The sequence below is a fragment of the Neisseria sp. CCUG12390 genome (assembly GCF_047837985.1).
Lineage (GTDB): Bacteria > Pseudomonadota > Gammaproteobacteria > Burkholderiales > Neisseriaceae > Neisseria.
The window spans coordinates 906,569-929,519 of record NZ_CP181244.1 but is presented as its reverse complement, the minus strand read 5'-3'; the positions used below and the strand labels follow the sequence as shown (position 1 = coordinate 929,519).

Here is a 22,951-nt window from a genome sequence, read left to right as displayed (position 1 = left end):
AGGAAACAGGATATGGACAAAGAAACATCATTACTGGATATGGCCGATGCGCAAATTCTCGGCTTTGTATCCCACCGGAACGGAGACAGTCTGGCCGATTTGGTTACTGCGATGGGATTGACCCCACAGGAGTGGGAAATACTGAAAACCGACTATACAACTACAGCCTATCTTAGCGAAGCGGATATGCTGGAAATTGATGCAGCATTGCAAGACAGATAAGCAAGGACAACAACATGGACAAACAATCTGCTCTGGAAAAAATCAAGAAATGCCTAGCTCTGGGTAAATCAGCAAACGAACACGAAGCCGCCCAAGCCTTAAAACACGCCCAAATTCTGATGACTCAGTTCAGTTTGGACGAACTGGACGTTTCCCTGTCGGAAATATCCGAAGACCGCATAGCCGCCCCCCTGACCGTACCGAAATGGCATTGGAATCTGGTACACCTTTGCGGCATCGCTTTTGGCTGCGAGAGATGGCACAGCGTCAACAGCATCGGTAGCGGTTTTATCTTTTGCGGCATAAACGGCCGCTCCGAGTTGGCTGCTTATGCCTATACGGTTTTGTTGCGCCAACTCAAAGCCGCACGGCGCGGATACATGAAAACGGAACTGTCACGGGTACGCATCAGCAAAAACAAAACCGCCCGTGCCAACGAATTTTGTGACGGCTGGGTACGAGGTGTCCGGAAAAATGTCATCAGCCTTGCCCAATCCGAACAGGAAATCGGACTGATTACACAGTACAGGGAACGTAAATACGGCGAGATGAAACAGGCCAAAACCCGTGACGTAAAAGGCGTACGCAGCTACAGAGACGATTATCGGGCAGGTCTCGAGATAGGCAAAGACATCAAACTGAATGTACCGCTGAGACAGCCGGAAACAAAACAGTTGGCGAAATAAACAGGTATCTGTGTCATGAATCTCCCCGCCCCGCATGAGTACAACCGCGACATCATGCTCTGCAAACAGATTTTGCAGGGTGGGCGTACTATTGCCGTTTATAAATGCCTAATCGGTGTAGCAGGTTCCATCAAAGCCGCCGTATTCCTGTCACAACTGGTTTACTGGACGCAGCGTGGCACCGACATCGTGGGTTCGGACGGATGGATACACAAATCCGTAGAACAGATGCACAGTGAAACCGGATTAAGCAAACGCGAACAGGGAACCTGTAAACAGAAACTGCTGGAATCCGGGCTGATCGAGACGCGCTACAAGCGTTACGGTTTCGGCAAAGGTCGTCTGGAATTGCGTATCCGACTTGATGCGCTGGCAAAAGCAGTCTGTACGGTCAATGGCGCGGAAACACCCGACATCAGTCTGGCTGATTTCAGACAGCCTTCCAATCTGTTTTTCCTGCGTTATTTCAAAGAACGCATTGCCTACCACCGTGACTTGGTTGACCTCACAGGCTGCATCCATTCGGCCATCATGCTGTCGTTCATCATGCAGCAGTGCATTGCCAAAGGCAGCATGAACAGCAACAGCGACCGTTGGTTTGTCAGCTTCAACATACAGGGCTGGCAGAAATATCTGTTCCTGCCCTACAAAACCCAAAAAACCGCCAGAGACCGGCTCAAAGCACACGATTTTATTATCGAGAAGCACTTTTTTGCTTCACGCCGCATTTTTACCCTGCTCAACGGCAAAGCCATTTGGAGTGCGCTGAAAAACCGCAGCAGACTATCCAAACCACCAGAAAATGAGACCAGACAAGGCATCAATCCAGTAAGTACCTTTTCAGAGCACACAGATAACAAAAGGGCGAATACAGAAGGTACTTTTTCAGAGAACACACGTTACAGAAAGGTTAATACAGTAGTGCCTTTTTGGAAGAACATAGGTTACAAAAGGGTAAATACACAGGTAACAAAAGGGCAAATACACACGTTACAAAACGGCAAATTAACAGGTGACAAAACGGCAAATACACAAAGTACAAAAGGGCGAATTCTTGAATATATAAATTACAGTGAGTTTTCTAAAGAAAACAACTACAACAAAGACAATAATGTGGTGGGAGTGTTTGACGGTTTGATTTACCCGAAAACATGGAGCCAATCCATGCAGGGAAAAAGCAGGGAAATATTTACCCGCTTACACCCCGAAGCCAACAAGGAGCAGTTGCAGGAAATACTGGACGAAATCGCCGGGCAGACCAAACCAATTACCAGCCCATTGGGATTACTGACCGTCCTGTGCCGTAAAGCAGCCATCGGCGAACTGATTTGCGTACTGGCCCCAATAGTACGGGAACGGCGTAAACAGCAGGCAATTTGGGAAGCGGAACGCCTGCGTGCCGAACAGCAGTTCCTGCAATCTCCGGATAAACCCGACACACTGGTGAAAACATCCAACTCGGAAGTCTACCAGAAGGTCAAAGATTCAATGAAGGCAGCACTGAAAAAAGCAGGTGCCAAGACTAATTGGTAACAGCAAATCAGAGCGGAAAAGTTTGTGTACCCCCTACACAAAATCCGAAGCGGAAAGCTGTAAACGGGGTTTACAAAATCCAAAGCAGAAAAGTTTGTGAACCCCGTTCACAAAATCCGGAGCAGAAAGCTGTAAACACTGTTTACAAAATCCAAAGCAGAAAAGTTTGTGTACCCCGTTCACAAAATCCGGAGCAGAAAGCTGTAAACACTGTTTACAAAATCCAAAGCAGAAAAGTTTGTGTGGAGTCCACACAAAACCCGAAGCAGAAAAGTTTGTGTGTCCCCCACACAAAACCCGAAGATTTTTCACAGGAGTATCGTCAATCATGACCCAAAACAACAAACAAAAACTGGTTATCAAACCGAAATCCATCCGTGTGCCACAGCAATTTGATACGTCCTTTCCTGTATCGGAACAGTCGGTGTTTTCCGACGGGTATGACTGGGAGGCGGAACGGAAGCGTTTGGCAGCAATAGCAGCAGACGGTGTAGACAGCAGTCATCCTGATGCAGAGGCTTTGGCGGTACTGGCCGAACATGAGATGCTGTTAAAGCAGCATATCCTGCGTCAGCGTATCCGGAACGGGCAGAAACGCTCCCGTTCTTTGGGTTCGGTCAATTTGGATGATTATGCGGTTTACCTGTCGGAAGACAAAATCTTTGATGAGGTCGGCACGCTGGCCGGTAGCGAAGATGCCTTTGAACTGCATACCAAACAAGGTATCCGTATATGGGAGGGTAAAAACGATAAAAAGACACACCGGTGGCCCGGAATACGTTACGGCATGGCTTTGTCGGGTGAGTTGGTCCGTGCGGCGAAAGCCGATAATCCTTTTGCCCATGCCGAACTGCTGGCATTTGAAACAGAACTGGATACTGTCTCGGGTGCATTGGCAGCAGAAACCGATAAGATGCAGCAGATGCTTGAACAGTATCGTGCAACAGGGATACACATCGGCGTTTTCGCCAATGCCCAACCGGTATTGATTAAAACCTCTGCCGTACGCGGTTACGGTTTCAGACTGTTGCAGCTTTTGACTGCCTACGATTATCTGGTTCGTCTGGCAAAGACGATGGGACTGAAAGGTCTGATGTCGAATACAGCCAGCAATGACGTAATTCATGAGTGCGGTAAAAAAATCAGGGGGCTGCTGCAAGGTCTGTACACCTCTGCGATGAAAATCAGACAGATTCAGTCGGTATCGCGTACTACGCTGCTGGAAGATGCGGTAATTGCCGAGAAGTTGGGCGTGGCCGTGGCAAACGGTGTACTGTCGCCTTTACAGGAAGATGTACTGTTGTACCGTAGGATGCCTGCCTTTACCTTTGTTGATACAGTTATCCCCCCAAAACGTCAATCCGAGCTTTATGAAGCAGCAGTAAGGTTCGGTTTGACAGAGATTCTCTCTCAGGAACAACTTGGATAGATGCTATGGGCGATCTGTTTCCTGACCGTAAAAAATCTATGTGCGACAAAAGCCTTTTAAGGGTAAGGGAGCCTGAAGCTGTCGCAATGGAAATTGCAGCAACCGAAAAGGCCGTGTACGAACTTGTCGCCAATGCCCGGCATTTTTTGGAGCAGTCGAGACAAATGGGATTGGTCAGGAGACTGGCCTACCGGACAATCGCGGTTGCTCACCCGAATCTGCCTGAATATCCGCGCAAAGAATTCCATATACCCAGTATCTGTTGGGCCGAGTACGAAGGTAAAAAACGAACGGATATTACCGACTGGGCAAAAATTGCCGTTTATCTGGATAAAGCCAATGCGTCTTATGACGAACGTCTGCTCCATATACGCGTACACCTGACAATGCGGCAGTTCCATTCGGAAGGCCGACGGCTGTATGAAATACTGAAAACCGACTATGCACTGGTTCAGGAAATACAGCAGATGTCCGAATCGCAAAATATTCCTGTGGCAGCGATTTGCCTACCATATCTGTGAGACCGACAGAAAGTTTGTGAACCCCCCATTCACAAAATCCAGATCGGAAAAGTTTGTGAACAGTATTCACAAAATCCGAAGCAGAAAAGTTTGTGTAGAGTCTACACAAAACCCGGAGCGGAAAAGTTTGTGAACAGTATTCACAAAATCCAGAGCAGGAAAGTTTGTAAACAGTATTCACAAAATCCAGAGCGGAAAGTTGTAAACACTGTTTACAAAATCCGGAGTGGGAAAGCTGTAAACGGGGTTTACAGCAACCAAGAAGGAATAATTTATCATGAACAAATATAACAACAGTTTTCGGAAATTGGCATGGTTTAAATTAACCGGAGAGGATGACAAAAATTTTAAATACTACAGCTTGATTTGTAGCTTGATGTGTATTTCCTCCCTGTTTATTTTCTCCGTCGGTTTCTATCACTGGATAGAAACCAAAGATACCGGGACATTCATTCTGTCTTGTTTTCCGGCGGCTGCGACCCGTATTTATCTGGATTATTTTCTCAAAAAGGGGCCTGCTTTTGCCAAGCAACTTTATATTGAAAGCGTCCATCTTTATCGTGAGTTTGAACAGCAAGATGATACCGACTTGACTACGTTCATCTGCAAAAAAAGAAAACAGTTTGCCGCAGAGAGTGCTGAATGGGAACGCTTTCTATCTGATACTGAAAAATGAATAGGAAAAATAAAAAATGACCCACGAACAAATGATCGCTGCTTTTTCCTCCGTTATCCTTGATGCTTTGCTTCAGTATGAAAATCAAACTCCTGTGTATTACTACCTGGTCTATTACGGTTCATGGGTATTTCTCCTGATTAGTGTATTCAGTCTGATACTTGCTCTGAAAAACGTAAACGTCAAAAAAAACTTTCACTATCTGTTGGTACCATTGTTCGGTTTTATTGGTATTTCCGGCATCCAACAGCCCCGTCCCAACATTGGGGTTTATTACGGATACAGTTTGGCGAAAATTGCCTATCCCAATACGGAAAATACGGATACCTTTCTTGACCGGGCAGATTTTTCAAATCCGATTTGCTGTTCGATCAAAGAAGCGGAGTATCTATACGCAAAACGGATAGGATTCCAGCGATATGCCGATTCAAAGGCAAAGGCATTGGTTGATTTGGTAGTCATTGAGCGGAAAAGTTTTCTATCTGACGGAAAATCCGAATAAATGGCTTGACAACCACCACCAGACACTTTAATATGCCCTTACCCCTATCTGTATTTTGGGATATTTTAATCCAAATTTCTGCAAATTCGGCTGTTTCTCCCGATGGAGATCAGCTTTATGTCTATTAATCTTGTTGTCCGCGGTAATCTGGGACAAACATTTTCCCTTAAAACCATCAACCGTGACGGTTCGAACGAGCCGAGTACGGTCTTAAATTTCTCCGTTGCTTCGACACGTTATAAAAAACAAGGCGACCGTTATGTCGCAGCCGGCCCGACCGAATGGCTGGAATGCGAATACTGGAACCGCCGCGCACAGCATCTAGAAAACATACTGTGCAAAGGTATGCCAGTCATCATCGAAGGCGAAGAATTGGTCGAGTTCTACGAAAAGGACGGCCAACGGGTTAAAGCCCGCAAAATCCGTGTCGAAAACATCTATCTGAACCTATCTTCCGACCGTATCGAATCAATTACCCTGAAACCGCCCCGCACTGCAGAGGACGAACAGGATGATACGCCATTCTGAAACCACTCCCGGGACGGCCGCTGCACTGCCGTTCCGGTTTCTGACGGATACGGATTGATTTCGGTATGAATATTTTTCAAAAAAACGCACAACGCGACCTCGGCTGGGAATTTATCACACTGACGGCAGGTAATGACGAAGACGGTATTTTCTATTGTGAAAAAGACAATGCCATCGGCTCGGTATGCCTGTTTTCGCCGATGGCCGGATGGAGCGAAAAAACCCCGGTCGATGCGGCCGTGCTGCTCAACGAACCCTATCCGGGCGGCACAATTATGCAATTCATCAATATCGGCTCCCCTTTCGTACAGCCGATACTGGATGCCTATGCCAATGCCAGAATGGGCGTATCCGGCGATATATCAGTACAGACCGCCCAGTATGCGGTACGCGACCGCGCGGCATTTTTACAGCGCGGCACCCGTCAGAAACTGGTGGCTTCTTCGGATACCCGCATATTGGAAAGCCTAGGTCTGTGGACGTTCAAAGTACCGCTGAAAACACAAAATCCCTTTTCGGGAAATGCCAAAGAAACAGCCGCCTTCCAGCAAGAGTGTGCCGCTTTCCTGAAAATGCGCCGCAATGCCCTGTCACAGCTGACCGTCATGGGCATCAATGCCGAAGTATTGCGTACTGCTGCCATGATGGGGGTACTGCGCCGTTATTTCTCGATATACGAACCTTGGGACACCGGCGTAGAAGAAAATGTACCGCTCAACGAGCAACTGTTTCCCGTCGGTTCGCGTATGAACTGGGACAACCGCCGTCACGACGTGCTGCACTGTTCTGGCTTTTCTTATTCCCAGGAGAGGCAGTATATGGGGATACTGGTTCTGGATCGCTATCCCGGCACGGAAAACCCGTTCCACTTTTCCAAGATGATCGAACTTTTAGGCAACCCGCCCGGCAACGGTGCGCAAATCGGAATGCCTTATGCGCTCTGCACCACCATTCATTTTCCGGATCAGGGCGTAAAAGCGGCAAAGGTGCGTGCATCGCAAGTGCAGACCGAAAAATCGGCCAATGCACTGATGCTGAAATGGTCACCACGCTTGCGTAAGAAGCGTGACAGTTTCCAAGCATTGGCCGCATTGATGCTGGAGGGCGGTAACGCCGTGGAGGTCAGCACCAGTTTGTGCCTGTTCAACCGTTCGGCCAATGCCGTCCGCACCGCACAGTCAACCATGGCAACGTACTACAAGCGTTTGGGCTTTGTCATGCGTCCGGAAAAATATATTCCGGAAGTCAGCTTTTTCAACCAACTGCCTTTAAATGCCTCCCCCGAGAGCATCAAAAACACCCACCGCTTCAAAACCATGGTGGGGTCCCAAGCCGCACACCTGCTGCCCGTAACCGACGAATGGCAGGGTTTCGGAAACGAAATGCTGCTGACCACCCGTTTGGGCCGGCTGTTTCACTACTCTTTGTTCGACAAGCGCAATCTCAACTACAACTGGACTTGGATGGGCGCATCGGGTACGGGTAAATCATTTGCCGTTCAGCGTCTGATACAGGACGAACTGTCTTTGGGTACCAAAATCTGGCTCATGGATACCGGCTCTTCCTATTTGGCATCAGGCATGGTTTCGGGGGCACAGATTCTGGATTTCCATTTCGACTCGGACGTCTGTCTAAATCCCTTTACCAAAGTATCGGACATTGATCAGGAGATCGAACTTATTCTGCCCATTCTCGGCAAGATGGCCAAACCGACCGAAGGCACGACCGACACACAGCGTGCGCTGCTGGAAGAAGCGGTCAAATCGGTGTTTTCCGCCAAAGGCAACAAGGCCGAAATTACCGACATTATCCAATACCTGAACAATCAGACCGGTTCGATGGCTGCGCAACAGCACGAGCTGGCCATGCTGCTGTCTCCGTTCGGCTCGACCGGTTCGATGGGACGCTGGTTCAGGGGAGCGAACAACTTCCGTGCCGAAGCGGATTGGACGATATTGGAATTGTCGGGACTGACCGGCAACAAGCATCTGTGCGACGTGGTGCTGATGATTTTGTCCACCACCATTGCGCAGGAAATGTTCACTTCGCGCGATTTGCGCAAACGGATGATGATCGTCGAAGAAGGCGGTGACCGCTTGGGCGATCCTTCTTTTGCCGAATTTACCGCCAAACTGTTTTCCAAAGTCCGCAAAGAACACGGTTCCGCAGGCGTGGTTATACAGTCGCCGAAACAGATTCACGCCACCGAATTCGGTTCGGCCATCATGGCGTCGGCACACACCAATTTCTATATGCAACAACGAGCGGAGTCCATCGAAGAAGCCAAAGCAAAAAACTGGCTGCAAGTAGATGCCTATACCGAAAAATTGATGCGGGAAGTAAAAACCGCCAAGGGTCAATACAGCGAAATCCTGATCCGCAGCGGCGAAAACGCTGGTATTGCCCGCCTGATCGAAACTCCGTTCAACCGCGTACTATTCTCCACCGAAGGCGAACTCTTCAAGGAATTGCAGCAGCGCGTACGCCGTGGGGAACAGATTACCCACATTGTCGAAGCCGAAGCAAAACGCCTGTACGGGGACGGCACGGTTTAACCCTTTCAGACAGCCTTTCAACCGGAATCACAGAGGATCCCTTTCATGAACGAGACACCGAACAAAACAGACGAAGCAGGCAAAACGGGCATCACCGGCACAGCGGCACAGCAACCCGAAACGCTGCCTGAAAACAGCCGCCCTGCAACCTCCGGCGGCAGCGGCCTGACGACGGTCATGGTATTGCTGGCCTTGGTATTGGGCGGGTACAGCTTTTTCCGCACCATTGTTCCGACAGCCGCAACGACAGAGAAATTGGCCGTAGTCGATTCCGACCGTTTGGCTGCTGCCTACATCCGGCAGGCATTGTCCGACCCACAGGCGGATACGCCTGCGGCACAGCAGAAGCTGGCCGCGCAACTGGGCGGCATTCAAGCCAAGCTGGATGCCATGGCCGCAGAAGGCAGAATCATCGTACGCAAATCAGCCGTACTGACCGCACCGTCGGGTGCCGACATCACCGCCCAAGTAGCGGCAGAACTGGGCATTACCCTGCCATCAGAACAGCCTCTGCCGCAGGCAGGCAGCAGTAACGGCTTTTCAGGCAGCACACCGGTTCCTGCGGGCTTACCGGCAAACCAAACACCCGCAAACGCATCAGATGCCCGCTTGGGCAGCCAGTTGGATTGACACACATGACCCAAAAACCGCTGCCTCCGCTACGCGTCAGACTGGCAGTCTGCGCTGCCGGTTTGGCCGTTGCCGCCTGCGCATGGGCCGTACGCCCGTGGTTACAGGAGCAGGGATCGGTCATGGTGGAAGCCAAAACGGCGGGCTGCCTGCCATGGCAGGTGTACTGGTACGACAAAAAACAGACATACAGACCACTGCGCCGTAACGACGTCATCCTGTTTCCGGCAAGGGGCATGGCTCCCGTCATACCGGACGGACTGCCTGTCGGCAAACTGGTGGCGGGACTGCCGGGCGACAAAGTGGAAATCCGCAACGGCAACGTCTATATCAACGGCAGCCTGATCGCGGATGTCCGCTACGGTGCAGGCAAACTGGGCAAACCCGTGGATTATTGGGATACGGCATACAGATTGGAAGACGATGAGATTTTTGTATTCGGCACGGAAAAACATTCCTGGGACTCCCGCTACTGGGGGCCGTACCGGGCTTCTATGGTTCGCGGCCGTCTGCTGCCTCTGTTTTAGCGGGACGGCAAACGGGGAAACGTTTGACCTGAAACGGCTGCTCGACAGCCAAAAGGCAGATACGGCAAGATTTATGCAGAGCCTGAAAGGCCAAGTGGTTCCCGGCGGCAGCCCTACCCGGATGCTGACCCGGGGCGAAAATCCCGCCCGGGCACAACTGGCCGGTATCCGCACGGTGGTATTCGTATCCCGTTCCATGCCCGAACAAGAGCTGTTGAAGCTGCTGACACAGGGAGCCGGACGCCGGGATACGGTATTTCTGTACCGCGGCTGGGGCAACGGAGGTGCCGACAAGGCGTTTGAGTATGCAGAAACATTGGTACGCAAACTGCCCGAATCCGCCCGCAAAAACCCGCCCAACATCATGGTCATGCCCGAGGCATTCCGCCGTTACCGCATCAGCCATGTACCTGCGCTGCTGCATCAGGATAAAGGCAAGTGGTATCTGGTTCAGGGTACACCATCCCTAGATCAAGCGTTGACCGCCATTACCGGTCGCCGTTTCGGGCAGCGTCTGAGCCGTCAGTGGGCGGTATCGGAACCCGATCAGGCGGAAATCATGAAACAGGCGGCAGCCCGCGTGGACTGGAAAGCGCAGGCACGCTCGGCAGCAGAATCCGTATCTGCCCAGATGGCCGGCAATATGGATCTGCCGGTTTCCAAAGGCATCGAGAACCGGCTCCACATTCCGTATATGCGTGCGGATTTCGACATCCGAAATCCCAAAACCGGCATGACGGTTTATCCGCGCGGCACGATGTTCAATATTTTGGCCGCTGACCCACTCGGCAGACGTTCCATATTGGCACTTGACGGACGGGACATCCGCCAAGTGCGCTACGCGCAGCGTATTATCAAAGAACGCCCCCAAACCTTGGTACTTTATACCAGGCTAGGCAAACTGGCAGGAACCGGCATTCCGGCCTCCCCCTTGAACACATCTCTGGCACAACGCCTGAGCATCCGTACGGTACCCACCTACCTGCAACAAGAAGGCATGGCATTCCGGGTAGTTTCGGTACACCCGTTCGATTGAGACAACAATGAAATACGGCAAAAAAACAGTCAGATTATCCGTACTGGCAGCGGGACTGCTACTTTCAGGCAGCCTTTACGCCTTTGATTCCGGAACCACTGCATCCGGAAATAGCGGTGCAGACAGCAGCAGCGGCAACGGCAGCAGTCAAACCTGCTCCAACGCCGGTTTCGACGCGTTAATCAATTTTGACTTCGATTCGGCCTTCCCGCTGCGGATTATGGGCAATACCGTCATCTCAGGCGGAGATGTACCGCATCCGCCCCATGCCACCACACAATCTACCTGCAAATGCGGCGAAGAGCCGTACGCCATTTACGGTTATACAAGGGGTATGTGGCTGCCGACACGTTTCGTCGAAGTCGTTCGCAGCGCAAGCTGCTCTCCCGTGTATGGGGACGCGGTCAAACCGTTGCTGCAACAGATGGCCGCACTAGCCGGCACCGGACAGTCGGAACAGGTCACCCGCCTGACTGCAGGCGAATCCTCAGGCCGCTACGACACCTCGTTTCGCCATTTCCACAGCTGGTCGTTCCCGTTCAACCCCTACGGCTGGAATCCCCGCTGCTTCCACAAAGGTGGCAACCTCGAAACTTCGGTTGCCCAACCGGTTTGGTCGAAAAAAGACCCTGTGTACATGAACCTGCTCTATCCGGAATGGATGGCAATCGGCAACTTGGTCAACAGCCCCCTGTTCGACCTGCCCGCTCACACCGCTTCCTGTATCGCCAACACCACCGGTATCGGCTGGGGTATGGTGGACGATGCCGCCTACTGGTTGGGCGGATGCATGGGTAACAACCTGCCAGCCGCCGGATCGATGTCGGCTGAGAAAAACAGCATCATCGGCACCTCCACCATTCTGAACCGGTCCGTCATGTTGTCCAACCGTACCGGCGGTTACGCATCGGTTTCGACGGTCGGCGACAAAGCCCTGTGTACGCCGGTTCCCGTGCCGTATGCCTCCAAATCGGAATTCAAGTCCTCCATGCTGTTCCCCTACCCCGAATCGGGATCGGGCGGCGGCAGCGGCGGCGACATGGGCATCAGCGAAGGTGCTCTGTTCGGTCAATTGAGTGGCGAAGTAGCCAACTTTCTCAACATGGGTGGTAAAGGTGCGCACCGTTTGGGTTCCAGCAATTTTGCCTGGGCTGTTTCCCGCAGCGACCAATCCCTAGATAACAATGATTCCGATGCCGTCTATCTGCTGTGGCGGTGGGTGGACTGTTGCGAATTCAACTGACAGATCAATTCCACAAGAAGGCAATGTCAATATGAAATACAAATTTTCCGTTTTTTTAGTAACCGCCTTGGCGGTTTTTCCGGTTCATGCGGATACGGGCAAAGTATTCGGCAGCAGCGGTCTGCACGGCAGCCGACAGCAGGCTCGCACCGCCCAAACAGAAAGCGGGCAACGGATTTGGCAGCGCGACCAAAGCTATGCGCTGGATCTGTACCGTCAGGTACAGTCGGGCAATGCGTCCGCCGTTACCGAACTGAGAAAATCCGCCAACAGCGGCAACCGCTGGGCGGCATTACAGTACGGCTATCTTGCCCATACCGGCAAATTACCCGGTTCGGGCGGCAAACCGGACATGACCACAGCGATCAAAGCCTACAATCTATCGGCCAAACGTATGGACAAAGGCCGTCTGGCGGACATCAACGGCAACTATATGGCTGCCTACAACATGGGACTGGTTTACTACTACGGCCAAGGAGTAGCGGCCAATGGTGCGGAGGCCCTGCGCTGGTTCAGGGCTGCGGAAAGTGCCTACCGCGCACCGGGGCAGCACCGCGTATTTTGGCCGGCGACCGTTTATATTGCCCAGATTTTGGAACGCGGTTACGGAGTTGCAAAAAACGAAAAAGAAGCATTGGAGTATTGGGAGCGTGCTGCCAAAGCCAATGAAGCCGAAGGACTGTACGGATACGGTATGGCGATATTGAACGGCAAAGGAGGAGTACAGAACCCCTATCGCGCCTACCCCGTCCTGTTGAACGCCGCCAACCGCTGGCATGTCGGAGCCATGGTGGCTTTGGCCAAATACCAAGGCAGCGGTGATAAGCTGCGCGAAGCCAATCCGGTCGATGCCGCTAAGTGGTGGACGATTGCAGCCATGGTAAACAAACGGTACAGCCGCCAGGCAGAGAAAGCTATGACAGCCCTGCCCGCCGCCAAACAGCAACAGGTACGTTCGCAGACACGCAGCTGGCTCAGCACCCACGGCACGGTTCCGAAATCCTTTGACTGGAAACAGCCGATTAATACCGAAATCCCGCAACGCTGACACAACAGGGGGAGGCGACGATATGAACAAAAAACTGAAAACGGCCGCAACGGCAGCCGTCTTGGCGGTTACCGCCGCAACCGTATCGACTTTACCGGTGTATGCCGACAATGCCTACCGGAAAGCACAACCTCAAGGCTGGTTTTGGTACGAAGACCCCACACCGCAGAAACAGGAGCAGCCCAAACCCAAACCAGAACCTGTCCCGCAAAAACCTGCTCCTGCCAAAGCGGATAACCCTGCCGAGGTAAAGCAGGATGACGAACCGTTTTCTGCACCATGGGTACGGAAGAATCTTCAGGTACTTCTGGAACGCGCCATCACAAATCCTACCGAAGAAAACGTCCGTGCTTATAAATACATGGAACGCGTTATGTCGGACATGTCCACCAACTTCGCAAACATGAGTGAAAAAGTGGTACAGAACGATCCGATGCTGGACGAATCGGTACGCTTCCCGATTTCGTCCATGGCGCGGGCGCAGGCATTATCGCAGGTTGCCCAAGCCAAAGACGGCATCATCCGCGACCTGAAAGGCAAAGCCGGTTTGTGGATGTTTTTTGATTCTAAATGTTCGTTCTGCCACAGCCAATACGAAACCACCCGACTACTGGCACAGAAACACGGTCTGACCGTCCATTACATCAGTACGGACGGCGGCATCATCCCCGGCATGACCACAGGGCAGATACGCTATGACCGCAACGCCGAGCGCGCACGCACCTTGGGTATCAAATTGACACCCGCGGTAGTTTTGGTCGCTCCACCCGAAAAAATGGCCATCGTCGCCCACGGTGCGATGGCTCAATCGGAACTGGAAGAAAAAATTGTTTTGGCGGCTATCGATATGAAACTGGCCAACCCCGAACTGAGCAATCTGGCCAAACTACAAGACAGAGGCATTCTGTCGGCACAGGACATGGCGGAAGCCAAAAACCGGATGCGCAACCCAAACAATCCGGACGAACTGGTAAAAATGCTGAACGAAATGATCCGCAGAAAAATGTAAAGGATACATCATGAAATTTGCCCGCAACCTATCGACACGGTATGCCATCCCTACCATCGCCGTATTGTCTTTATGGCTGGCCGCAGCCGATGCCAAGGCAGACATTGCCAAAGGCATGGATGCCATGTGGAACCAGACCTCCCCCTCTTTGGGCGGAGTCAACGATAACTACGGCGGCACGCTGGGCGGTTTGTCGGTACGTTCCCCCGTACGCAGCTTCAACATCTTGGCTTTCGACCCACCCCGCATTTCGGCGGGCTGCGGCGGCATTGATGCCTATTTCGGCAGTTTTTCGATGATTTCGGCGAAAAATACGCAAAACCTGATACGGGCAATCATCGCCAACGGTACCGGCTACGCCCTCAAAATCGCTATGGATAATTTGTGCCCGCCCTGTCAGAACATCATGTCCGGCTTGCAGGACTGGACTACTAAAATCAACAGCTACGCCAAAAATACCTGTCAAATCGGCATGGCCGCGGTGGATTGGGCACGCGGGCAGCGTAATCCCTCAGCATTCGGAGACGACAGCAAAAGCTCCGCCGAAGCGGTTCAGGCTGCCTCATCCGGCGCAGCCGCAGACTTTGCCGAAGCCAACGACAACCGCACCTACGGTGGCAAAAACGCCAACCGCCCTGACGACGCGGCAGAAAAATCGACCGAATACGGCAACAACATGATGAACACTCTTGTTTCCGCCGGCGTATTCAACGCATCGGGAAACGGTGCGGTGGATACGGCTCCTTACGGTGGAAATCAGGGATTCCTGCAAATGGCCATGAATCTGTACGGTACCCAGGTTACCCTGACCGGCGGCAATGCTTCATCTTCGGCTTCGGGCGGGCGGTTTGCCAAAGGCTCGAGTGAGCGGACCGACAAGGAACTCGCCCCGATTTGGACGTTTAACGACATCGTGTACGGCGCACCGACAGGAGCCGCCTTAAGCGGCTACAAATGTTCGGACTTCGACATCCAAAAGGCGGACAGCTGCCAAAACGTCAGTACCGCGGATTCGGACTTCCCCGGTACGCACCGGTACATCCTTAATCTGCTGATCGGCAAACAAACCGCTTTCGGCGACGGTAACAAAATGGGTGATTCCATTGCCACACAGATACAGAACGGCAGCATCATGGCCTATTTTGCCGACAATACCCAACCCCTGAGTACCGAACAGTCCGCCTTTCTGAGCCGCCTGCCGAAAGAAAGCGTCGACGTATTGAGCCAAGCGGCTAAAGCTGGCAGACAGACCGCCATTCAGGCTGCCGATGCCGCTGCACGGCTTTACGGAGAACAGATGGCGGCCGATTTGGTACTGAGCATGAATAAAACCTTATCCGTTGCCTATTCGGCCAACGTCGATACAAACGGCAAACGGATTGTGGCCATGTCTCCTGCGCAACAGAAACAGGTGGATACTCTGGCCGCACAGGCACAGAAATATCAGGACAGCGGCAGCCGTTCCGCCGCACAACAGGGCTTCGTACGTCTTGTACGCGGAGCGGTCATGCTGACTGGCAACAATTCCGGTCTGCTGCAACAGTAAATACCAACCTTCGGGAATTAACGCACCATGGACAAGCATGTCATCGGACAATCAAAAGGAATTTTTTCAGGCTGCCTGAAATATCTGGGTATCCTGACTCTGATATTGGCACCTTTAGCCGCATGGGCAGATGCACTGCCGGCAAGCATCGAAACCGAAGGAAACAGCGACATCACTACCTTATGGGTGGTCGGCGACATTGATGTGATTGCTCGCGGCCTGAATGCAGTGGCCATGTTTTTTAACGGTGCCGGAACCGGCTCCCCTCTGATCAGCCTGCTGATTCTTGGGGCAATGCTGGCATTGGTTGTGATGTTGACCCAGTTCATTACCAAACGCACCATGGATCCGGCCAATACTTTCCTGATGATTGTGATTGTGGCCACGCTGTTCATTCCGAAAACGTCGGTATGGGTATCGTCTTATTACGACGCGCGTGGCGGAGCCGGTGCCGGGGCAGTCGGTTTCCGCAAAATCGACAATGTACCCATCGGGGTGGCATGGCCGTTGGGTTTTTTCTCCAATATTTCCAAAAAGGTTTCCGAAATCTACGATACCGGTATGCAGGTACTGCCGGACACCGCCGCCACCGGCAGCGGTACGGCTGTTACCGAGGGTGGTATCCTTACCCACGGAGCCGAAGGCTATTTCAGCCCCCTGAAAACCGTACTGCGCCTGAGAAACCAGTTTTCCGCTCCGGAAAACACCCTGATGCTCTCCAACCTGGCCAACGCTTCCCAAGTGTGTAACTGGTCGGACCGCTGGGGAGACGCTGACAAAGGCGGCATCTTCAATGTGATGGCCAGAGGACACCAAACCGGCATGGTCCGCATTGCACTACCTGCCGCCAAGGCGGGCGATCCGCCGGTCATCGGTTTGGTCGGCTGTTCCGATGCCGGCAAAATCATTTCCCTGATGATGCTGAAAAACGTCGTCAACCTGCCCGGGAAAAACTATTCCCAAACCGCCGTTTCCGCTACCAACACACGCAACCTGTCGGCAGTCAAAGGTACACATATAGCCGATACGCAGCGTTACGAAAACGCACAGAGCGAACTTGACCAGCTGCCGCAAGCCATCGCCGCGGCAGCCGGCGGCGATACTTCCCGTACCGCCGGCGCCATGGGTGTCGACAATCCGGATGCCCTGCTCAATCTGATCCGCAGCCAAATCGAGCAGGGACAGATGCAGCCTGCCGCACTGGCCCAAGTATTCACTTCGGCGAATGCCGTCAGCACGGTGGAAATCGAAGCCAACATGATTTTTACCAACATCGTCCAAAGCTGTGTCGGTAGCAACGACGCCAATTGCGCCAAACAGGCTTTCATGATGTCCGAGGCACGCAACCGTGCCGCCGTCGATGCCGCAGGCGAAGCATCGATGTTCCAGAATTTCATGGGACACTCCATGAACATCCTGATGTTCATCTATATCGTCATGTCCCCTATCATGATTTTTGTCATCCTGACCATGGGCTGGAGCGGTATGCGCATCATGGGTGCCTACCTGCTGTTTGCCGCATGGATCAATTCCTGGCTGCCGCTCAACAGTGCGATTTCGTTCTATATGCTGCAAAACTACCATAACCGGATGCGCGATTTGGTGTTATCCATTGCCGGTTCGGACGAACCCGGTCGGATATTGTCGCCGGCGGTCATCAACGGTATTTTCAACAGCACGCAGGATATGTTGGCATCGGCTTCCACCCTGATGGCCGCAACGCCGCTGGTCATGCTGTCCCTGTTGAGCGGTTCCATCTACGGCATGGTGCAGCTGGCACAGCGCATGAATATGGGCGGCAAAGATTATGTGGACGAAAGCAAAGCCGCACCGCAACTTGACCAATCCGAAGTCGTCAACATGGCAAGAATGCTGCAAAACAGTTCCGCCGGTGGTACTTTGGGTACACAGAATTTCGCCCAAAATGTCATGAGCAATGCCGATGCTACCAATCCGGCCGCCATCAGCCTGCAAACTAGCCAACAGGCAATAGACAGCGCACGGACATCCGCCGCAGCCAAAGTACAGATGATGGAAGGAGCTGCAGAGACCAGAACACTGGCACAAATCGACAGCGATGGCAAAGTAACGCAGACAGGGATTGTTTATGCTAAAACAATTGATGGACAAGACGTTGCGCGTATTGCCTACGAGGGACAGCATGCAGTACAAGCAGGCGAATCTTTCTCTCTCGGCGGAGGAGCAAATGCAAAAGGACTCATTGGTGTAGATGCAAAAGGTTCTGTTAGTGATACCGTTACCTATACTGACAGCCAAGGCAATACTCATGCTCTGACACAAGGAACCAGCATAGGCAATACCGAAAGTATCCAGACCTCTTTCGGTACCATGAACTCGCACCAATTGAGCAGTTCTATCAGCCAAAATCTGTCAGATGCACGCGAACAGGCACGCAGCATCGAACAGGCAACCAGCGACACCGTCAGCCACGGATTCAGTACCAGTATCAACCGTACCGGTTTCGCCTCCTTGGTATCCAATGATGCAGTGCTGGCTCAGCAGCAATTATCGGCAGGCGCAGCAGCGGCCGGCAAATACGATGCAGCTGCGGGATCGGCTCTACAGGCAGCCAGCGGCAACAGCAGCGCATATTTCAGTACTCTGACAGGACTGTCGACAGGTACGGAAAGCGAACGCTCTGCAGCATTAGCGGCTCTTCATGGATTGTCTGCCGCCAATCCGGCCGGGCATGCACAAGCCTATGCCAACATGGCTCAGGGTGCATTAGCCGTACAGGAGCAGAACCGTACCATGCGTACCGACAATCAGGCAGCCATTGAGCAACAGATTTCATCCGACAATGCCGGCCAATTAGGCAGCTTCCAAAACCCTCTGAACAACAAAGAGCAATTGGAGGCAGCCAACCCACAGGGACGTACCTCTTCATCGTTCGGAGATCCGAGAAACAGCAACACGCTGTCCAGTAACGGACACGGCCAACCGGAAGGATTAACACCCGCCGAACGTCAGAAGATTTTGGAATACAACCGAGCCAGAGTAGCCGAAATGACCGAATTCAATAACAGCGTTATGAAGGAAGTCAATGACCGCCCTGCTTTGCAGAAATTCTTTGATTACACACAGGCTGATGCGTGGAAGGCATGGCATAACGCGGGAGAACAATTGGATAAAGGCGATTACGGTGGTGCCGCTCTCGGGTATTTGACCAGCGGTCTGGAAGCGGCTTCATTGGGTACGGGACGTTTGCTCCGAGACATCACAGGAACACAGGATACAAGCCCGACCGGCTTATCCGATACAAACAACCCCGAACTTAATGCCAAAATCAGACAGATGGAAGCCAATCAGAAAATGATGAGTGGTTTTAATATGTCCGACACAACCAAAACCATAGACGGCAAACCGATTGAAGAAATCATCGGCAGAAATCCTGCGGCTCCGATAGCCAATTCCATACCGACAACAGCCAGCAATGGCGGGGACGGAATGGCATTGCCGACCAGCCGGTCAGGTTTGACCCATTTACAGAGAAATGAAGCATTTGCCGGAGAGAAAATAAACGGCATCGAAACCCACAAAGGCACGCTGGCCATTGCCCATGCCATGGAGAAACTGTTTGATAACCAACAACAGGATGTCAGATTTAGCGCATTTAACGACCGATACCATGTAGAAGAAAGGCCGAGAAGCCTGCATACAAAAGGATTAGCAGTCGATATGGTGCTTGATCAAGAAGGGAAATCCTTGGACGCTTTAAGTACACGTCATTCCAACTGGGAACAGGCAGAGTCGCGCATCCACAAACTCATGCAGGATAACGGCTTCCAGAGAAAAGACTATTCTGTCGATTACGAATGGAAAGGCAAAAATGGAGCGACAGGAGATCATGTCCACTTCCAATTTAACAACCAGGAAGCCGCCAACCGTTTTGCCTCATTGGCAGAAGCCGGTCAGGTAAAAGGATTACTAGGAACGACATCCAGTAACAATGAAAGCACCCAAGCTTCAACTACTGGTAACAGCTCTTTCCTTTCTCAAACTGGTTCATCTTATGTTGGTCAAGGTCGTGTCCCATCACTCAGTAGCGAGCAAAAAATCAACATGTTGGCTATTTATGATGCAGCAAGAGCTAATGGATTATCACATGCTCAAGCATCTGCATTTACTGCCGAGGTAGGTCGTGAAAATAGCTTCCGTACAAACATAATGAGTGGCTCACATACGGATGATCATAATAATAAAACAAATAAAGGTATTATTTCATGGCAAAGCGGCAGAGAAAAACAACTTGATGCATGGATGAAAGAAAGAGGTTTAATGAATTCTGATGGCAGTTATAAACAAGGACAAGCTGCGGTTAACGCTCAAGTTGCATTTGCAATTCACGAGATGCGCAATGTAAATGCTTATAACAAAACGGAACAAATATTCTTAAACAATCCAAATGTAAGCTACCAAGAAGCAACAAGAGTGTTGGGAACCAACTATATTGCTTGGAGATATAACGATCCCGCTTATGCGGCAGGACACAGTAATCGTGATAGCTTTTACAATGCCTTGCAAAAAGCATTAACCGACCGTTCAGCAAAATAGCAGACAGGCCACTAAGTGGCCTGTCTATTGAGGGAGATTCAAAATTATTCCTGAACTTGATAGCCGAACCTAGATACAGCATCCTCTATAGTACCAGTAAAATTATGACATGCTTTCAAATACAATTCAGCACTACCAACTAGGGTACCAGGCACCCCACCTGAAGGATTTCCTAGTGGAATAAGTGTTGGCTGCTGTCCAATTTTTTCAATGACAGGTCGAGACAAAGAGCAGTTAACAATAAGTGTGTGCGGTTTTTTATTCCAACTAACACTTTTACTTTCATACGCTCTTTCTCCTCCTAGCAGAATTAATTTTATCCGAGACGTGTTAGCAGTATGAGATATATTTTCAAAAGATAATACCTTTGCAACCGCACACGGTTCACGATAACAAGATTCTGAAATTGCTCCCTTTTGAATTCCTGTATGATTAAATTGGGTAATTAGATTAGAGTTCCTAGCTGAAACCTCATAGGAAATTAAGGTTAAAAATAAAGAAAGCACCAAATAGATATGTTTCATAAACTACCCTCAACATCAACTACAAATAGCAACTATAGCTGCCAAGCTCAATGCCACAATCAAGGCATAACGAAGCCATTTATTTTGACCAAAAGCGTTTATGACTTCATCCATATTAGACTGCCGTTTTCCATGAGGAAATTGAAAAATTTCATTATTCTTTGATTTTAGAAAATTAACCTCTTCATAACAGATATGGGCATCATTCTTTTGACGAAAAGGATTGATTGATGTGGCATACCAAATATTATCATGTTCATGAGCATGCATCGGATTAGCATGTCTATCCATGTTTGAAAAATCATGGTTGTTGAAATGGTTTTGATTATCCAACATTTAAACATCTCCCTAATACATTTTAATTAACGATATATTCAGAATGACTGTAATAATGAAAATATTTACTATAAAACTATCTTTCCTTTTGGCTGCGGGACTATTTCTACCCAATATTGCCTTTGCCGATAAAATCTCAGGCTGCCTGAAAGGCCACATCAACACACCCGAATGCCGCCGCATGATTGCAAATTACTGGCAGCATGCTCCTTCTATCGAACGCATTGCCGTACAGGAAGGGGTTGAACCTGAGTTGCTCAAAGCCTTGATCGCATATGAAAGCAGTTACAACCATCGGGCGGTATCTCGGGTGCAGGCAACGGGTCTAACCCAAGTGATGCCCGGTACGGCTAGAGGAATGGGCGTACATCCCGACAAGCTGTATATTCCCACTGTTTCCATTCGTGCCGGTGCCCGCTATCTGCGTCAGATGTTCCGCGATTTCGGGCGTTTGGATTTGGCTCTGGCCGCCTACAACGCCGGTCCCGGCAGAGTAAGGAAAGCCGGTAGAAAAGTTCCGAATATAAAGGAAACCCAAAATTATGTGCGCAACGTGAGTGCATTATATACTGAATTCAAACGCAAAACAGCTTACGCAAACAACACAGGCCGTAACAACATAGCGGCCGTATCGGGCAAAAACACCTCCCCGTCCTCTGGCACACAACCCGCCAAATATTCCGCAAACAGTGCCTATCAGTCCCATACGTCCAACGTCAATTAGCGGGCTGATTACGTTACTTTGTGTAAACTTCATATCGGCAATTCCTGCCAATATTTTTAAAAAAGGAAACCGATATGTTACCGTTACACATTGCAGAACAGTTGAAGCAGTATATTCACGATTATTTAGACAACTGCCGTTACCGCAGTATGTCTCCCGGAACAATCGAGGGGTATCGAAGCAACCTGAAACAGTTTACCGGACTACTCCATTTAAGACCGAACAGCACACATGTGACAGAGTTTTCCGAAATATGCACCGAACCGGTGATGATCGAAACCGTCATTCTGAAAACCGGCCAAAACCCGGATTTAACAGCCTACACCATCCGGCGTTACGTTTGTGCTTGGCGGGGATTCATTTGTTACCTGGTCAAAACCAAAGTGCTTGACCTGTCCTATGACCGCTTTGAATTTGAACTACCGAAGCTACCCGAGGCATTGCCCAAAGCCGTCGATATGGACGAACTGGAAAACCTTTTGGACTACGGCTTAGTCCACCATGACAACCCTAACTGGATCGATTGGCGCAATCTCTGTATTTTCGAATTGATGGCCTACTCCGGACTGCGCATATCGGAAGCAACCGGTTTAACCGTAAACGACGTATTTCTCAGTCAAAACCAAATCAGGGTAACAGGCAAAGGCAGCAAAACCCGTTTAGTGCCGATTACAGACTGTGCCGTTGATCGGATACGAAATTACCTGAAAGCACGGAGTGCGGCCAACATCAAAATCAAAAGCAACCATTTGTTTGTCGGGCGGCACGGTAACGGTATCGGCAACTCCACCATCAGGCTGCACCTGAAAGAATGGGCGAAGCAGTCAATGGGGACTGATCGGAGAATGACGCCGCATATGCTCCGGCATTCCTGCGCGACGCATTTTGTCAAAAAAACACACAACCTCAGATTCGTACAGATGCTGCTGGGCCATAAAAACATTTCGACGACTCAGGTATATACGCATTTGGACAACGATTTCGTCAATACGCTGTTTCACAACAACCACGACCGCAAAACGGGAGAATAGCGCAACGGGGAGCACAATATCGTCTTGCCATGGGCGACGGCAGAAACCGCCGTAAATTTCAATCTGACAC

The 22,951-nt window shown here is 50.9% G+C and carries 21 protein-coding genes; 19 read left to right on the top strand and 2 right to left on the bottom strand.

Annotation, left to right across the window (positions count from 1 at the left end; genetic code table 11):
- The first annotated feature begins 12 nt into the window (after positions 1-12).
- From ACM67E_RS04345 to ACM67E_RS04265, 17 genes are all read left to right on the top strand, one after another.
- Positions 13-222: a hypothetical protein gene (locus ACM67E_RS04345; protein WP_416192388.1), complete on the top strand. Its 210-nt coding sequence runs from the start codon at positions 13-15 to the stop codon at positions 220-222.
- A 14-nt stretch (positions 223-236) separates the two neighbouring features.
- Entirely contained in the window at positions 237-908 is a 672-nt protein-coding gene (locus ACM67E_RS04340) for a DUF2786 domain-containing protein (RefSeq protein ID WP_416192387.1), read from the top strand.
- Positions 909-923: 15 nt separating this feature from the next.
- Positions 924-2,441, top strand: a complete 1,518-nt coding sequence (locus tag ACM67E_RS04335) for a hypothetical protein (protein ID WP_416192386.1) — start codon at positions 924-926, stop codon at positions 2,439-2,441.
- 166 nt (positions 2,442-2,607) lie between these two features.
- Positions 2,608-3,870, top strand: a complete 1,263-nt coding sequence (locus ACM67E_RS04330; RefSeq protein WP_416192385.1) for an AcaB family transcriptional regulator — start codon at positions 2,608-2,610, stop codon at positions 3,868-3,870.
- Between the two features lie 5 nt (positions 3,871-3,875).
- Positions 3,876-4,391 carry a hypothetical protein gene (locus ACM67E_RS04325; protein WP_157694087.1) on the top strand — a complete coding sequence of 172 codons (516 nt, stop codon included), beginning with the start codon at positions 3,876-3,878 and terminating at the stop codon, positions 4,389-4,391.
- A gap of 277 nt (positions 4,392-4,668) precedes the next feature.
- Complete coding sequence (locus tag ACM67E_RS04320) at positions 4,669-5,067, top strand: hypothetical protein (protein WP_416192384.1); 399 nt, start codon at positions 4,669-4,671, stop codon at positions 5,065-5,067.
- Between the two features lie 16 nt (positions 5,068-5,083).
- Positions 5,084-5,569: a hypothetical protein gene (locus tag ACM67E_RS04315; protein ID WP_416192383.1), complete on the top strand. Its 486-nt coding sequence runs from the start codon at positions 5,084-5,086 to the stop codon at positions 5,567-5,569.
- A 117-nt stretch (positions 5,570-5,686) separates the two neighbouring features.
- Positions 5,687-6,097 carry a single-stranded DNA-binding protein gene (locus tag ACM67E_RS04310; protein WP_416192382.1) on the top strand — a complete coding sequence of 137 codons (411 nt, stop codon included), beginning with the start codon at positions 5,687-5,689 and terminating at the stop codon, positions 6,095-6,097.
- 65 nt (positions 6,098-6,162) lie between these two features.
- Positions 6,163-8,652 carry a TraC family protein gene (locus tag ACM67E_RS04305; protein WP_416192381.1) on the top strand — a complete coding sequence of 830 codons (2,490 nt, stop codon included), beginning with the start codon at positions 6,163-6,165 and terminating at the stop codon, positions 8,650-8,652.
- 45 nt (positions 8,653-8,697) lie between these two features.
- Positions 8,698-9,282, top strand: a complete 585-nt coding sequence (locus ACM67E_RS04300; protein WP_416192380.1) for a TrbI F-type domain-containing protein — start codon at positions 8,698-8,700, stop codon at positions 9,280-9,282.
- Positions 9,283-9,287: 5 nt separating this feature from the next.
- Complete coding sequence (locus ACM67E_RS04295; protein ID WP_416192379.1) at positions 9,288-9,809, top strand: S26 family signal peptidase; 522 nt, start codon at positions 9,288-9,290, stop codon at positions 9,807-9,809.
- Positions 9,810-9,882: 73 nt separating this feature from the next.
- Entirely contained in the window at positions 9,883-10,845 is a 963-nt protein-coding gene (locus tag ACM67E_RS04290) for a TrbC family F-type conjugative pilus assembly protein (RefSeq protein ID WP_416192378.1), read from the top strand.
- Between the two features lie 7 nt (positions 10,846-10,852).
- Complete coding sequence (locus ACM67E_RS04285) at positions 10,853-12,088, top strand: TraU family protein (protein ID WP_416192377.1); 1,236 nt, start codon at positions 10,853-10,855, stop codon at positions 12,086-12,088.
- Between the two features lie 31 nt (positions 12,089-12,119).
- Entirely contained in the window at positions 12,120-13,136 is a 1,017-nt protein-coding gene (locus ACM67E_RS04280) for a tetratricopeptide repeat protein (RefSeq protein ID WP_416192376.1), read from the top strand.
- A gap of 22 nt (positions 13,137-13,158) precedes the next feature.
- Complete coding sequence (locus tag ACM67E_RS04275) at positions 13,159-14,145, top strand: conjugal transfer protein TraF (RefSeq protein WP_416192375.1); 987 nt, start codon at positions 13,159-13,161, stop codon at positions 14,143-14,145.
- 10 nt (positions 14,146-14,155) lie between these two features.
- Complete coding sequence (locus tag ACM67E_RS04270; protein WP_416192374.1) at positions 14,156-15,691, top strand: conjugal transfer protein TraH; 1,536 nt, start codon at positions 14,156-14,158, stop codon at positions 15,689-15,691.
- A 27-nt stretch (positions 15,692-15,718) separates the two neighbouring features.
- Entirely contained in the window at positions 15,719-20,266 is a 4,548-nt protein-coding gene (locus ACM67E_RS04265; protein WP_416192373.1) for a phage tail tip lysozyme, read from the top strand.
- Between the two features lie 44 nt (positions 20,267-20,310).
- Here the strand turns inward: ACM67E_RS04265 and ACM67E_RS04260 are convergent, their stop codons facing one another.
- Both ACM67E_RS04260 and ACM67E_RS04255 read right to left on the bottom strand, forming a co-directional pair.
- Positions 20,311-20,790 (bottom strand): hypothetical protein, encoded by a 480-nt coding sequence (locus ACM67E_RS04260; RefSeq protein WP_416192372.1) that lies wholly within the window; start codon positions 20,788-20,790, stop codon positions 20,311-20,313.
- A gap of 15 nt (positions 20,791-20,805) precedes the next feature.
- Positions 20,806-21,126, bottom strand: a complete 321-nt coding sequence (locus tag ACM67E_RS04255; RefSeq protein WP_416192371.1) for a hypothetical protein — start codon at positions 21,124-21,126, stop codon at positions 20,806-20,808.
- 43 nt (positions 21,127-21,169) lie between these two features.
- Here ACM67E_RS04255 and ACM67E_RS04250 point away from each other — a divergent pair, with 43 nt between their 5' ends.
- Together ACM67E_RS04250 and ACM67E_RS04245 are read left to right on the top strand one after the other, a co-directional pair.
- The gene (locus ACM67E_RS04250; RefSeq protein ID WP_416192370.1) at positions 21,170-21,850 is read left to right on the top strand and encodes a lytic transglycosylase domain-containing protein; all 681 of its coding nucleotides are present in this window, start codon (positions 21,170-21,172) and stop codon (positions 21,848-21,850) included.
- 74 nt (positions 21,851-21,924) lie between these two features.
- A complete protein-coding gene (locus ACM67E_RS04245) occupies positions 21,925-22,881 on the top strand; it encodes a site-specific integrase (RefSeq protein WP_416192369.1) in 957 nt (318 codons plus the stop codon).
- Positions 22,882-22,951 lie beyond the last annotated feature (70 nt).